At 36.7% G+C, this 14,612-nt stretch carries 10 protein-coding genes and 1 other annotated feature; all 10 genes read left to right on the top strand.

Translation table 11 applies throughout. The features are described 5' to 3' along the window. Positions 1–3 precede the first annotated feature (3 nt). The 10 genes from BM121_RS07920 (at position 4) to BM121_RS07870 (ending at position 14,330) form a co-directional block, all read left to right on the top strand. Entirely contained in the window at positions 4–1,497 is a 1,494-nt protein-coding gene (locus BM121_RS07920; protein WP_091483042.1) for a tripartite tricarboxylate transporter permease, read from the top strand. A 300-nt stretch (positions 1,498–1,797) separates the two neighbouring features. Beyond that, on the top strand, positions 1,798–3,369 hold the full coding sequence (gene pckA / locus BM121_RS07915; RefSeq protein WP_091483040.1) for a phosphoenolpyruvate carboxykinase (ATP): 1,572 nt from the start codon (positions 1,798–1,800) through the stop codon (positions 3,367–3,369). Positions 3,370–4,104: 735 nt separating this feature from the next. Further along, the gene (locus BM121_RS07910) at positions 4,105–5,073 is read left to right on the top strand and encodes a LacI family DNA-binding transcriptional regulator (RefSeq protein WP_091483038.1); all 969 of its coding nucleotides are present in this window, start codon (positions 4,105–4,107) and stop codon (positions 5,071–5,073) included. 114 nt (positions 5,074–5,187) lie between these two features. Then, the gene (locus BM121_RS07905) at positions 5,188–6,471 is read left to right on the top strand and encodes an ABC transporter substrate-binding protein (RefSeq protein ID WP_091483036.1); all 1,284 of its coding nucleotides are present in this window, start codon (positions 5,188–5,190) and stop codon (positions 6,469–6,471) included. Positions 6,472–6,530: 59 nt separating this feature from the next. Further along, positions 6,531–7,406 carry a carbohydrate ABC transporter permease gene (locus BM121_RS07900; RefSeq protein WP_091483034.1) on the top strand — a complete coding sequence of 292 codons (876 nt, stop codon included), beginning with the start codon at positions 6,531–6,533 and terminating at the stop codon, positions 7,404–7,406. Beyond that, positions 7,406–8,248, top strand: coding sequence for a carbohydrate ABC transporter permease (locus BM121_RS07895; RefSeq protein WP_091483032.1), 843 nt, complete (start codon positions 7,406–7,408; stop codon positions 8,246–8,248). Before BM121_RS07900 ends, BM121_RS07895 begins: the two co-directional genes overlap by 1 nt. A 25-nt stretch (positions 8,249–8,273) precedes the next feature. After that, complete coding sequence (locus BM121_RS07890) at positions 8,274–9,755, top strand: glycoside hydrolase family 32 protein (protein WP_091483031.1); 1,482 nt, start codon at positions 8,274–8,276, stop codon at positions 9,753–9,755. A 2-nt stretch (positions 9,756–9,757) separates the two neighbouring features. Continuing rightward, entirely contained in the window at positions 9,758–10,720 is a 963-nt protein-coding gene (locus BM121_RS07885; protein WP_091483029.1) for a carbohydrate kinase family protein, read from the top strand. A gap of 514 nt (positions 10,721–11,234) precedes the next feature. Next, on the top strand, positions 11,235–11,855 hold the full coding sequence (locus tag BM121_RS07880) for a DUF3298 and DUF4163 domain-containing protein (protein WP_091483176.1): 621 nt from the start codon (positions 11,235–11,237) through the stop codon (positions 11,853–11,855). Between the two features lie 487 nt (positions 11,856–12,342). After that, positions 12,343–12,611 (top strand) — a binding site (T-box leader). A 57-nt stretch (positions 12,612–12,668) separates the two neighbouring features. Continuing rightward, on the top strand, positions 12,669–14,330 hold the full coding sequence (locus BM121_RS07870; protein ID WP_091483025.1) for a 2-isopropylmalate synthase: 1,662 nt from the start codon (positions 12,669–12,671) through the stop codon (positions 14,328–14,330). The last annotated feature ends 282 nt before the right edge of the window (positions 14,331–14,612 follow it).

The raw sequence follows: 14,612 nt of genomic DNA, 5'->3' as shown, positions 1-14,612 counted from the left end.
AGCATGGGAGCTATTGAAGGAATTTTAACAGGTTTTGAAGTGGCCTTTAGTTGGGAAGGTATTCTATTCGTATTATTAGGTGTGTTTGTAGGTACATTTATCGGAATGCTACCTGGACTTGGTCCTATTAGTGCGATTGCGATAATGATTCCGATAACGTATGGAATGGATCCGACTTTAGCGCTTGTTATGATGGCAGGTGTTTATTATGGTGCAGTATTTGGTGGTTCAACATCCTCTATATTGTTGAATGCGCCAGGCATTTCAGGAACTGTTGCATCATCATTTGATGGATACCCGATGGCGCAGCAGGGTAAAGCAGGGAAAGCACTAGCGATTGCGGCTATCTCCTCATTTGCCGGTGGAACCATTAGTGTTGTATTACTGATGATTTTTGCACCGATGTTGGCGAGTGTGGCGATATCGTTTGGACCACCTGCTTATTTCGCTTTAATGTTGCTAGGTCTTACTGCCATTGCTAGTTTATCAGAAGGCTCAACGATTAAAGCACTTATTTCAGCAGTTGTTGGTTTCATGATTGCAACAATTGGAATTGATCCTCAAACAGGAACAGGTCGCTTCACATTTGGTAGCATGAATTTATTAGATGGTATTGATTTTCTAGTCATTGCTCTAGGGTTATTTGCCATTGCAGAAGTTTGTTATTTAGTTATGAATCGTCATAAATCTTCAGCTGGTTCTGGAAAAGAAATTGGCAGTTTAAAATTATCTAAAGATGATGCGAAGGAAATGAGTGGTCCAGTGGGCCGTCAATCTTTACTTGGATTTATCTTAGGTATTTTACCAGGTGCTGGTGCAACTATTGCATCGTTTATTAGTTACATTGCTGAGAAGCGAATTGCTAAGAAGCCAGAGGAATTTGGAAAAGGATCGGTTAAAGGGCTAGCTGCTCCAGAAGCGTCTAACAATGCTGCGACTAGTGGTGCGTTTGTACCGTTATTAAGTCTTGGTATTCCAGGTTCAGGTACGACAGCCGTTATGTTAGGTGCATTCTTAGTATTAGGATTAGAACCAGGACCAATGTTAATGGGAGATCACCCTGAAGTTTTTTGGGGTATTATTGCTAGTATGTATATCGGTAACATTTTTCTATTGGTCTTAAATTTACCGTTAATTCCTTATATCGCTAGAATTTTAACGATTCCTAGACCACTATTAATTTCGTTAGTCTTAATGTTTAGTTTAATTGGGGTGTATGCAATTAGTTTCAGTGTTTTTGACTTGTATTTATTATTAGCATTCGGTGTCATCGGTTTCTTAATGCGAATGTTTGCATTCCCAGCTCCACCTTTTATTTTAGCATTTATCCTAGGTGGTATGATGGAACAATCATTTAGACAATCGATGACGATTTCCAATGGAAGTATTTCTATTATGTTTGAAAACAATATTTCACTCGTTTTAATTATTTTATCTGTGCTTTCATTTTCCTTCCCGATTGCCAAAAGTATCTGGTCTAAAAAAAAAGTTAGTTAAAGGTAATTGTATATGAGAAAGTTATGGCTAATGTTCGTGTTAGTACTGGAGGTCAGGCTATCATAGAAGAAATGGGGTGGGAAATTTCATTTTATATTAGATGTTTTCGCTTGTATTGATGGAGATCATATAAAAGTTTTACCCTGGCATGATGTTGAAAGGGTTTACAAACATCTTCCTGATTTGGGTGTTGTTGTCTGTGCATATTGTGAAAGTGTTGTAGAAACGTTCCCTTTTTCAAAGTAACCACTCTTTATGCTATGTGCAGTACGAATTGCATAGAACAAGAGAACGAAAGGAATGAGAAATATGAAGACGCTTAATGAGATTGATGCGCTTTATCCTAGAAAGGTATACAATAACTTATCTGTATCAGAGTTAGTTGAAAAGTCCATTTCGCGAAAGGAAGCAATACTAACAGAAAAAGGAGCGCTTCATGCCTATACAGGAGAGTTTACAGGTAGGTCACCAAAGGATAAATATATTGTTGAAGATTCCGTTACAAAAGGACGGGTGAAGTGGGGGAAAATCAACCAACCGATTTCTGAGCAAACATTTGATTCACTTTACATAAAAGCGTTAGCCTATATGTCTGATCGAGAGCTGTTTATGTTTGAAGGAGCAGCCGGTGCTGACACAAACCACCAACTCTCTATTAGGGTGATCAATGAATTTGCCTGGCATAATCTATTCGTGAAGCAACTATTTATTCAACATGATTCAGAAAAAAAGGAACCTGATTTTACCATAATTTGTCTGCCTGGATTAAAAGCCGATGCAATGAAGGATGAGCTTCATTCAGAAACATTCATATCTATTTCATTTGAAAGAAAAATCGTGCTTATTGGCGGTACTGCCTACGCAGGTGAAATGAAAAAATCTGTATTTAGTGTGCTTAATTTTTTGTTGCCATTTAAAGGCATATTGCCAATGCACTGTTCTGCTAATATGGGTGAAAGTCCTGATGATGTGGCTTTGTTTTTTGGCTTATCAGGAACAGGAAAAACAACACTGTCAGCAGATCCAAACCGTCAACTTATCGGTGATGATGAGCATGGCTGGTCCGATACTGGTGTCTTTAATTTTGAAGGGGGCTGTTATGCTAAATGTATCGGGCTATCTCAAGAACAAGAACCACAAATATGGAGGGCAATTAAATATGGTTCTGTTTTAGAGAACGTAGTGATTGATCCTGAAACTAGATTGTTAGATTTTGATGCTAACACATATACGGAAAACACCCGTGCTGCTTATTCGATTGAAAACATCCCTGGAGCGGTTAGCTCGAGTATTGTGGGTCATCCGAAAGTGATTATTTTTCTTACAGCGGATGCTTTCGGTGTACTTCCGCCAATTTCGAAGTTGAAGAAAGAACAGGCTATGTATCATTTCTTGAGCGGGTATACGTCGAAACTTGCTGGTACGGAGAGGGGCATTACGGAACCGGAAGCTACTTTTTCCGCCTGTTTTGGTGAACCATTCCTACCGCTTGATCCTAATGTATATGCTGAGTTACTTGGTAAAAAAATTGATGACCATGATGTAAGTGTTTATCTTGTAAATACTGGGTGGTCCGGCGGTGCATATGGAGTCGGTGAAAGAATAAAATTAGAATACACTCGTACCATGGTTCGGGCAGCAATTAATGGTGATTTGGAGAAGGTTAATTACCAACAAGATTCTCATTTCGGTTTATTCATTCCAGAAACAATAGCAGGGGTTCCGACAGAAATATTAAATCCTCATCAAACATGGAAAAACAAAAACGCTTATGACAAAAAAGCACAAGAGTTAGCAGAAAGGTTTATTTCCAATTTCGAACGCTTTTCTAATGTAGTGCCAGAAATAAAACAAGCAGGACCGCAAATTTAATCAATAGGTAGAACAGGTAGAAATATATAATAAAGAGTTTTAAAAAAATTAGAGTTGTGTAAAGGATTTTAACTTTAAGTGGAGATATAAAATTAAGAAGCTCTACAAGACGAACATAAATTAATACAAAGTCGCTTCAAAAAGAGAATAAAAATGTAATAAAAGCGTAAAAATTTAATACCGTCAAAAAAAGTAACAAGTCATTATTCTGATGAACAAGGAACCTTTCTCTACAGTAAAAGGGTATTACCCGTAGACGTTTATGAGGTGAGTTTGGTAGTCAGTTTGATGGTGAATGGATTTCATAAGCAAAAAATTGAAAGCGAAATAATGTTTTAAAAAGGTAGGAGTTCAGAGGTTTGAGCTCCTTTTTTTTATACAAAACAATATGAAATAGGTGTTCACTATAAAATGACAACAAATTGTTGAACAAGTAATCGATCATAACTTTTATGTCTTCCTATATATTGTAAGCACAAAATACTGTATAGAACTTGTTAAAGACTAGACTAGGAGAATTCGGTATATTCCATTAAATATGGATAAGGGTACCCTCCGTGGACATGTCTATATACATGTACTTGGCCCCTTTGCTAGAAGTCAAATCGAATTAAGCCCCCTTTTCTATCTTTTCTTATGGTTACCACATTTAATTGAAAATGTGATAAGATTACACCGACTTAGCTAAATGTAACCGCTAAATATTTTGGGGAATTGCCGATAGGAGAAATTAATTTGAAGCCGAAAATTTCAGATGTTGCTAAAGTTGCTGGTGTATCACCAACAACTGTTTCTAGAGTTTTGAATAATCGAGGTTATATAGGAGAAAAGACTAGACAAAAAGTAGATGAGGCGATGAAACAACTTAATTATTTTCCTAATGATGTTGCAAGGTCGTTATTTATAAAGAAAACATTCTTAATTGGTGTTATTTTTCCTACTACAACGAATCCATTTTATGGACAACTTATTTTTCATATTGAGAATATTGCAGCGTCTTTAGGATATAAGATTTTGTTGTGTAATAGTCAAGGGCAAGAAGATAAAGAGAGAAGTTATTTGAGGATGCTTCAAAGAAATCAAGTAGATGGAATCATAGCTGGAGCTCATAATCGAGGAGTAAAGGAATATGATATACCAACTCTCCCAGTTGTTGGAGTTGACCGTTATTTGTCGGAAAATATTCCTGTTGTTTCAAGTGACAATTATGATGGTGGAAGGCAAGCCACCCAGTTATTAATTAACAAAGGATGTCGAAACATCATTCATATTAATGGCCCAATTTATTTAGAGACACCAGCCAATTTAAGAAGAAAGGCATATGAGGATGTTATGAAGGACAACCAATTGCCTCCTATTACCTATGAAACAGACGGAGATAATCAAGCGGTCATTAAACAATTATTCGATGAAAACCCACGAGTAGATAGTATTTTTGCCAGTGATGATCTGATTGCCTCAGCGGTCATAAGAGAAGCTAAATTGAGAAAAAGAAACATACCCTCAGATTTTAAAGTTATTGGCTATGACGGGACAGAGACAACTAGATTACTATTACCTGAGTTAAGTACGATCCAACAACCGATACGTGAGATTGCTGAGAAAACGATTGATATTTTAACTAAAGAAATAAATGAAGAAGGGGACCGTAGTCAGATGGAAACCATCTTACCTGTTAGATTGATAGAAAGCGAGACAACCTAACACAGTGGGTGGTCTATTTTTTTGAATTATATGTCATCCGGTTGACATATGAAACCGGATGACATATAATTTTGTTGTAGGCGGTTACATATTAATGCGAGGAGGTTATTAGAAATGAAAAAGGTTATGTTTTTAACTGTTTTAGTTTTGATGGCAATTATTGTTACAGCTTGTGGTGGAGGGAATGAATCATCAAATGCTAGTGATGATGAAGTATCTCTTTGGGTTCACACTTCAGATGAAACTCCTGAAGGGGAAGCAATGCAAAGCACTATTGATCGATTTAATAAAGAGTATGAAGGAACATATTCCGCTACGATTGAGTTTATTCCGAGGAGTGGAGCTGGAGGCGGGTACGAAGATAAAATTAATGCCGCTTTAACCACAGATACATTACCAGATGTTTTAACTTTGGATGGACCTAATACAGCGGCATATGCAGATGCCGGAATGATTGCACCAATCGGTGATTATATAACTAATAAAGATGACTTATTACCAAGTATTATTCAACAAGGTACCTATGACGATCAATTATATGCGGTGGGGTATTCAGAATCTGGTGTTGGAATCTTCTATAATAAACAAATGCTCGAAGAAGCAGGCGTTGATTTATCTACGTTACCAACAGTTGAAGAACCTTGGGATTGGGATCAATTTATGGAGCTTAGTAAAACGTTAGTTAATACTTACGATACTGCTGCAATTGATATGGGTTTTGATGATAAAAGTGAATGGTTAATGTATGCCTTCTCACCATTCTTATGGTCGCAAGGTGGAAATTTAGTATCTGAAGACGGATCGACAGCGGAAGGTCATTTTAATGATGAAAACTCAGTCAAAACATTTAGTTTTATTCAGGAAATGGTCAAGGAGGGATACACAACAATTACTCCAGTTGAAAAAGGATTCCATACTGGTGAGTACCCAATGAAGTTCGGCGGATCGTGGACAATTGCTGAAATGGAGGACTATCCCGATGTGGAATATGGTGTTATGCCATACCCAGCATCTCCGGATACAAACGAATTAGTTTCTCCATCAGGTAGCTGGCAATATGCAATGGCTGCATCATCTGAAAAACAGGAAGCTGCTGGTGCATTGATTGATTTTATGACATCCACAGAATCATTAACGGAAATTACATTAGCGAATAGTGTTCTTCCGGCAGCTCATTCAGTTGTTGAAGAGGTGCAAGATAAAGTGTCACCTCAAATGAATGTCTTAATTCAGCAGAACCAAAACTCGGCGCATGCTAGACCAGTTTTACCTAACTATCCGCAGGTAAGCAGGGTTTTCCAACAGACGGTCAGCGATGCCGCTTATTATGAAGAAAATAGTGATGTACAAAAATTGTTAGATGAAAAAACCGGTCAAATGGAAAAAGCGTTGAAATAAGATAGGGTACTCCGGCTTGGTCTTATCCAAGTCGGAATCTTTAAAAGGAGTTTTGACTGATGAATACTAATAAAAGGGAGAATGTAGCAGCATATTCTTTTTTAGCACCTGCACTAATATTATTAGGAACCTTCCTAGTTATACCTGCTTTAATGGCCATTTATTATGCTTTTACGGATTATTATTTATTAACACCAGATCAGCGTCAATTTATTGGATTGCAAAATTTCATGGAAATCTTTAAAGATCCAATTTTTATTCAAAGTTTAAAAAACATCGTCCTATTTGTTGTATTCGTAATCCCAATACAAGTAGGTGCAGCTTTAGGATTAGCGTTATTAATTAATAAACCTAGAAAAGGAAATATATTTTTCAAGGTTGCCTACTTTTCTCCAGTAGTTTTGTCATTAGTTGTTATATCCGTACTGTGGTTATATCTATTAAATCCATCAGAAGGTTTGATTAATAGCTTACTAGCAAATATCGGAATGGAAGCTCAACCATTCTTAAGCAGTCCAAAGCAAGCGATGATAACAATTGTGTTTGTTTCCGCATGGCAGGGTGCAGGCTATCAGATGTTAATTTTTCTAGCGGGGCTCCAAAATATCCCATCTACCGTGTATGAAGCAGGCAAAATTGACGGGGTTAACAAATGGCAAAACTTTTTTCATATTACGTTGCCTTTGTTAAAGCCCACTTCTGTTTTAATTATGATTACGACCTTAATCTCTGCATTTAAATTAATCATCCAACCAATGGTTATGACACAAGGTGGACCAATGAATTCTACAATGACACCGGTCTATTATATTTACCAATCTGGATTCTCCGATCGAATGATTGGATACGCGAGTGCGATGACAGTTATTTTTGGAATAATAATTGGAATCATAACATTGCTGCAAAGCAGGTTAACAAAGGAGGATGACATGTAATGCACAAGAAGCTTAAGAAATCAATTGAATATTTTTTACTGATTTTGTTAGCTTGTATATTTATCTTTCCTATGTTGTGGATGGTAGTTTCCTCCATGAAGCCTGAAGCAGAGATTTATCTTGATATGGGTGGCATACAATCCTTGCTTCCTTCACTTGATGTTTCTCAATGGTTTCTAACATATAAAGAATTATTTTCAAGGTTTAATGTTCCTCAATATGTAATCAATAGTATTATCTATGCGGTAACCATTACTGTGGGTTCTATTATGGTTAATGCGATGGCAGGGTTTGCTTTTGCAAAATTTGAATTTAGAGGGAAGAAGTTGTTATTCGGTCTATTACTAGTTTTGTTAATTGTACCCGTGGAAACAATTATCATTACTCAGTTTACTGTGGCACACACGTTAGGCATTCTTAATACACGATTAGCGGTTGTTTTACCGATGATTGGAAACATGTTTTTCATTTATTTGTTTAGAAACTTTTTTAGGGCGGTACCAGATGAAATTATTGAATCTGTCAAATTAGATGGAGCAAACAATTGGATTGTTTTTTGGAAGGTTATATTACCAATGTCTAAACCTGCAGTTGCTACTGTCGGAACACTGTCCTTTATCGCTAGTTGGAATGATTATTTATGGCCATTAATGGTATTAACAGATACAGATAAGTTCCCACTCCAAGTAGCTATTACAAATATTAATACAACCCAGCCTGTTTATACCAATCAGGTAATGGCAATCCTTACGATTTCAACGATACCACTAATTATTGTATATATATTTGCTCAGAAGTATATTCTTCAGGGACTTGGTGGATCTGGAACAGGAATTAAATAGAGAAATTATTTACAGGGGGATAATTATGTACACACTAAAACAAGCAAATACTTATATTGAGAAAAATAGGAAGCGTGTCATAGCTGACTATAGAAATGACTATCATGCAATGGCACCGATTGGGTGGATTAATGATCCAAACGGATTTATATACTATAAAGGTGAATATCATTTATTTTATCAATATTACCCGTATAAAGCGGTGTGGGGACCCATGCATTGGGGTCATTCAAAAAGTAAAGATTTAGTAAAATGGGAAACTGTCCCAGTCGCACTAGCCCCAGATCACTCATATGACAAAGATGGTTGTTTTTCTGGAACAGCTATCGAAAAAGATGGAAAACTCTATCTGATGTACACTGGCCATATTGAGGGTGAGACAGAAGAAGATATTAGACAAGTGCAATGTATAGCTGTTTCCTCAGATGGCATTCATTTTGAGAAAGTAGAACAAAATCCTGTTATAACGGAAGCTGATTTGCCGGAAAATGCAAAACCACAGGACTTCAGAGACCCGAAAGTAGTAAAGAACGGTGATTTCTATTATTCCTTAATTGCTTCCAAAAAAGAAGATGGTGGAGGACAAATTCTACTATATAAATCGAAGGATTTCCTTGATTGGGAGTTTGTTTCTGTCATGTTAAATGGAGAAAAAGAGGAAGGTCCAATGTGGGAGTGCCCTGATATATTCGAATTAGACGGTAAGGATGTTCTACTGCTCTCAGTCGATGGATTACCTAAAAAAGAAAATAATTTCCTTAATACGCACTCCGTTCTCGCTATTGTTGGAGAAATGGATTGGGAAAAAGGAATTTTTCATAAAGAAACGGTGGAAGAGTTGGACTATGGTCTAGATTTCTATGCTCCACAAACGATTGAAGATGACAAAAATAGAAGAATCATGATTTCCTGGATGCAAATGTGGGGAAGAAACATTCCAACAGAAACGGAACAACATGGTTGGGCTGGTTCAATGACATTACCAAGGGAACTTTTTATAAAAAACAATCATGTCTATCAAAGACCTGTTGCAGAAATCAAAAATTACTATACCAATAAACAAAGTTACAAGACTATTAAATTATACGATGAAACAAAGGCGTTTGAGGAGCTATCAGCTGAAGTTAGTGCGATTGAATTAGTATTAGATGTTAAAGCTGGGAAAAGATTTGACATAGAAGTTCGTTCCAATCAGATTGAGAAAACACTAGTAAGCTATGATTGTGAAACGAGCTTTCTAGAGCTAAATCGGATAAATAGTGGTATCGAGCTTGTGGGTAATGAAGAGGAGCATGTGTATAAACGCTCTGTTTATTGTGAGCCAGAAAATAATAAAATTGAATTAGAGATTTTCCTGGACCGGGCATCAATGGAAGTATTTGCAAATCAAGGCAAATACACGTTAACGTCTACTATTTATCCAACACAAAAAGCGGATAATATAAAAATCACCGCTGAAGGTCAAGTAGAGGTTGATCGTCTAGATACATGGGATATTGAGGTTTAATGATGAAAAAAGTATATACAATTGGAGAGGCACTCATCGATTTTATTCCTCATGAAGTAGAAGTACCTATGAGTGAGGTAGAAAGTTTTAAAAAACGACCTGGTGGTGCACCTGCTAATGTTGCAGCTACCATTGCAAAAATAGGAGGAAAGAGTGCTTTTATTGGTCAAGTTGGTGAAGATATGTTTGGCTACTACTTAAAAAAAGTCTTAGCTGAAAATAGAGTAGATGTTACCCACATGTTACACACACATGAAGCCAACACGGCATTAGCTTTTGTTGCGTTAAAAAAAGGTGGCGAACGAGAATTTGCCTTTTACCGGAAACCTAGTGCTGATATGCTTTTAGATAGGGAATATATAAAAACGATTACCTTTACGGACAATGATATCTTACATTTTTGCTCTGTTAGTTTGATTGAGAGTGAAGTTAAATATGCGCATATCGAAGCAATCAAAAAGGTAAAGGAAGAAGACGGATTAATAGTTTTTGACCCGAATGTTAGAAAAAACCTTTGGGATGATCAAGTAGTATATGCTCAAACAATTCAAGAATTTGTCCCTGATGCAGATATTTTGAAAGTAAGTGATGATGAGCTAAGATTCATTACAGGAGAAGATACTGAAGAAGAAGCAATTTATCATCTACTGTCTCAACCTATTACGTTATTAATTCTAACAAAAGGCAAAGAGGGTGTGACGTTTTTTATAGGTGACAAGAAAATAAATGTGCCAGGATTTGATGTTCCGTCCATTGATACAACAGGAGCAGGAGATTCCTTTATCGGGGCCTTCTTATATCAGTTTTCATTAATCGATAAAAAACTTACAGATTTAACGCCAGATGAATTAGTTTCTATGGGTAGCTTTGCTAACGCTGTAGCAGCAATGGTCACAACGAAACATGGTGCGATTAGTGCTTTACCAACGACGGAGGAAGTAGAAACCTTTGTTTCCGGTGAGTAAGATATGATAATTCAGAGCTTGTTGTCAAAGGGTCAGGGACTACATTAGACAAATGTCTTTTGTGGTTTCTGGCTTTTATGTATTATTGGTACTTAAAATTAATAGCTAATAATAAATGAAATCTACAAATTATACTAATTCACAGGCGGTTACAGACATTATTAGCCACAACACTTCTTATTGAATCTATTGAGCAAGAACAACAACGCAGAATTGTGGAAAATGTACATGCTACCTTTATTAAAAGAGAGTCTTGTAAAGCTATAAATCCTATTTTGTAGTTTTTATTAGGTGCAACTCAAGATAAAATTAGAATTATGAAATGGTTTTGGGATGTCACAAAACAGAGAGAAGAGAAATCGTCTAATGATGATGATTTCTCTTCTCCTTTATAATTTAATGGACCTATAAAAATTGCAATATGTATAAAGCAATTCAATTCTTTACATAGGCAATTACACACATTTCTTTCTAGAAGAATACAATGAGTAAAAACAGGAGAGGATGGGTGATGATGCCTTATATATTTCCAGTCCATATAGAAACGCACAAAATCAGTGACGATTACAATAAAACCGTTTTTTACCCCCAAGTAGCAGCGTTGCAAAATCAGGAATTGGAAGGGTTGATTAATCATGCGATTATTGATCAAACCCAACAGCTGATAAACGAACAAATTGGAAATATGCCAACAGCAGTGGAAGAAATGATTGGATTATATGAAATAAAAAACAACCAGCGTCAAGTACTGAGTTTATCACTTTCCAATTATACGTATCACTACCAGGCGGCACATGGGATGACCTATATCAAGTCGCTAACATTTGATCTGGAAAAAGGGGAGAAATGTGAGCTGAGTGAATTATTTAAGCCAGGAAGTAATTATGTGGAGAGACTCTCCAGATTAGTTGATCAACAAATAAAGCAACGGGATATTCCTCTTCTGGGCGAATTCACTGGTATTCGACCTGATCAAGACTTTTATATTGCGGACAAAACCCTTGTTATTTACTTTCAACTATATGAAATTACTCCATATGTTTTTGGTTTCCCTATGTTTCCAATTTCGGTATATGATCTCCAGGATATTATCGTTGAAAATGGCCCACTCGGACGATTGGCTGTAAATAATTAATGTTCCTATTATAAGGGTAGGAATAGGTGAAGATTGACTATAGCTGAAAATGGTTCATTAAAAATGCTTTATTTGTTCTTTAACTTTACTCTGAAATTTATCACTAATCCTATGGCTAAACTAATAGCCGCAGTTGATATATTTATTAGTATCTTTACATATAACAGAATTTCTTCTGCAAAAAAGTATTCTGTGGCCAAAACAGTACAAAACACTAGGATAGCCGCAAATATAAGGATAAAAAAGTTCTTTCATATGATATTCCTCCATATTAAAGTGAGAGTGTAAAATAAAGTATGTATGCAACTGTTTTTCTATTTAACATTCTATTGAGGTTATTAAGATCTATCAACAATTAGACAACGCGAATAAGTGATTATTTTTAGTGATTATTGATTCCAATAAAGTGCAAAAAATCAACTCAAGAAATTATCTCCATCACTAGCTCGTTTTTAATTAGTTTGCTATAATGAGCATAATAAAAATTGGAAATGCGTTGATAAGGAATAGTACTTGCTAACTTGTTTTTAGAAAGTTGCTGGTTGATGAGAAGCAATAACAGGGAAGCAGGGAACTCGCCTTAGAGCAGACTTAGTGAAATCTGAACCCATGTAGAGATTAGCTAAGGACGGAACCTCGCCGTTACACGGGAAAGATATAAGGCAAATCTGTCTGTATCTGGATAAGTGCATGATAATAGCTGATTATCATGAAATCGGGGTGGTACCGCGTAAGCATAAGTCTTTCGTCTCCATAGCAATTGCTGGAGATGAAGGGCTTTTTTTATATTCAAATTTAGGGGAGGAATGTACAATGTTTAATCATCAAAAATACGAAAAGCAATACTTTTTGCCGCCGATTCTTACTTATGACTGGGTGAAGAAAGAAACGATAGAAAAAGCACCGACATGGTGCAGTGTGGATTTGCGGGATGGAAACCAGGCATTACCGATCCCGATGAATTTGGAAGAAAAGATAGAGATGTTTCAACTGTTGGTAGATATCGGCTTTCAAGAAATAGAAGTTGCATTTCCAGCTGCCTCTGATACAGAATTTAATCTGGTGCGGACACTGATTGACAACAATATGATCCCTGACGATGTGACGATTATGGTGATCACGCAGGCGAGAGAGCACATTATCCGTAGAACGTTTGAAGCGGTTCAAGGTGCGCCCAATGCCATTATTCATCTATACAATTCGACTTCAGAAGCCCAGCGCAGACAGGTCTTCAAGAAAACCAAGGATGAGATCAAGCAAATTGCTGTAGATGGAGCCGTTTTAGTAAAAGAGCTTGCAGAGGAAACAGAAGGTAATTTTTATTTCCAATACAGTCCGGAAAGTTTTCCAGGAACAGAAGTGGATTATGCGTTAGATATTTGTAATAGTGTTTTAGATATTTGGAAGCCAACACCTGAGCATCAAGCAATCATTAATATTCCGACAACTGTAGAGAATGCGATGCCTCATATTTTTGCAAGTCAAATTGAATATATTCATAAAAACTTGTTTTATCGCGATGGTGTCAGGTTGTCTATTCATCCACATAATGACCGCGGCTGCGGGGTAAGTGATGCGGAGTTTGGCGTTTTGGCTGGTGCAGAAAGAGTAGAAGGAACCTTGTTTGGTATAGGAGAACGTACAGGAAATGTTGATCTGGTTACGTTAGCAATGAATATGTATTCTCAAGGATATGATCCAAAATTGAATTTTAATAACTTAGAAGCGATTCGAAAAAAATATGAAGTACTGACAAGAACGGCAGTATATGAACGACAACCTTATTCAGGTGATCTTGTTTTCACAGCATTTTCTGGCTCACATCAAGATGCCATCTCCAAAGGCATGAAATACCGTAAGGAAAACCAGGTAGAAAAATGGGATGTGCCATATATTCCAGTAGATCCTATGGATTTGGGCCGAAATTATCAAACAGATGTGATCCGAATAAATAGTCAGTCTGGCAAAGGCGGGATCGGGTATATCCTCGAAACAAATTATGGCATTAAGCTTCCGTATAAAATGAATGAAGAAATGGGATATGCCACGAAAAAAGTATCGGATCAAACAAATAGAGAGCTGTCTTCCGAGGAAATCTATCATGTTTTTAAAGAGCAGTATCTTGATTATTGCCCGCATTTCCAGCTGGTTGATTACCGCTTTAAAAAAGGAGAGAAACAGAAAGTCACATTGACATTAAAACAAACTAGTCAGGACATCGAGTTACAAGGAGAAGGTACTGGAAGCTTAGATGCTGTCAGTAATGCACTGAAAACGTCATTTCAGCTTGATTATGAATTGGAAGTATATGAGCAGCATTCATTAGGAAAAGATTCTCTAGCAGAAGCCTGTGCGCAGATCGGAATCTCACATAACGGGCAGATGTATTGGGGGGCTGGAATTGATGAGGATATTATGAAGGCGTCGGTGCAGGCTTTGGTGGTTGCGGTCAATAGACTGGTAACTTCTAGGTAGATGAAAAGGGATGAAATGGAAGGTCGATTTTGAAATTAATAGACGGTAAGAGGAAGTGTCTCCTTTGCCAAAATGTCAAAAAGGTGTCTCACAGTGGACACCTTTTTTGTTGTGATAATTAGTATAGAATAGAGTACTATTTGTGTTAGTGATAACTGTGGGTTGGGAGAATCTATATCATAAGGTTTATTACTATTATAAAGGCTTTATTGTATATAAAATTCCTTCTTAGAAAAAACGACTTTCTCTCCATCTGAGATGGTGATCATGATGAGTCATTCA

This window comes from Gracilibacillus orientalis, from assembly GCF_900114645.1.
GTDB classification, from domain to species: domain Bacteria; phylum Bacillota; class Bacilli; order Bacillales; family Amphibacillaceae; genus Gracilibacillus; species Gracilibacillus orientalis.
Note: the sequence above shows the minus strand (reverse complement) of the source record. Positions and strands in the feature narration are given on the sequence as shown.

Bases quoted from the DNA above. Each gene is read 5' to 3' on its own strand.
- BM121_RS07920 (WP_091483042.1), top strand. From the start codon at position 4: ATGGGAGCTATTGAAGGAATTTTAACAGGTTTTGAAGTGGCCTTTAGT.
- pckA (WP_091483040.1), top strand. From the start codon at position 1,798: ATGAGAAATATGAAGACGCTTAATGAGATTGATGCGCTTTATCCTAGA.
- BM121_RS07905 (WP_091483036.1), top strand. From the start codon at position 5,188: ATGAAAAAGGTTATGTTTTTAACTGTTTTAGTTTTGATGGCAATTATT.
- BM121_RS07900 (WP_091483034.1), top strand. From the start codon at position 6,531: ATGAATACTAATAAAAGGGAGAATGTAGCAGCATATTCTTTTTTAGCA.
- BM121_RS07895 (WP_091483032.1), top strand. From the start codon at position 7,406: ATGCACAAGAAGCTTAAGAAATCAATTGAATATTTTTTACTGATTTTG.
- BM121_RS07890 (WP_091483031.1), top strand. From the start codon at position 8,274: ATGTACACACTAAAACAAGCAAATACTTATATTGAGAAAAATAGGAAG.
- BM121_RS07885 (WP_091483029.1), top strand. From the start codon at position 9,758: ATGAAAAAAGTATATACAATTGGAGAGGCACTCATCGATTTTATTCCT.
- BM121_RS07880 (WP_091483176.1), top strand. From the start codon at position 11,235: ATGCCTTATATATTTCCAGTCCATATAGAAACGCACAAAATCAGTGAC.
- BM121_RS07870 (WP_091483025.1), top strand. From the start codon at position 12,669: ATGTTTAATCATCAAAAATACGAAAAGCAATACTTTTTGCCGCCGATT.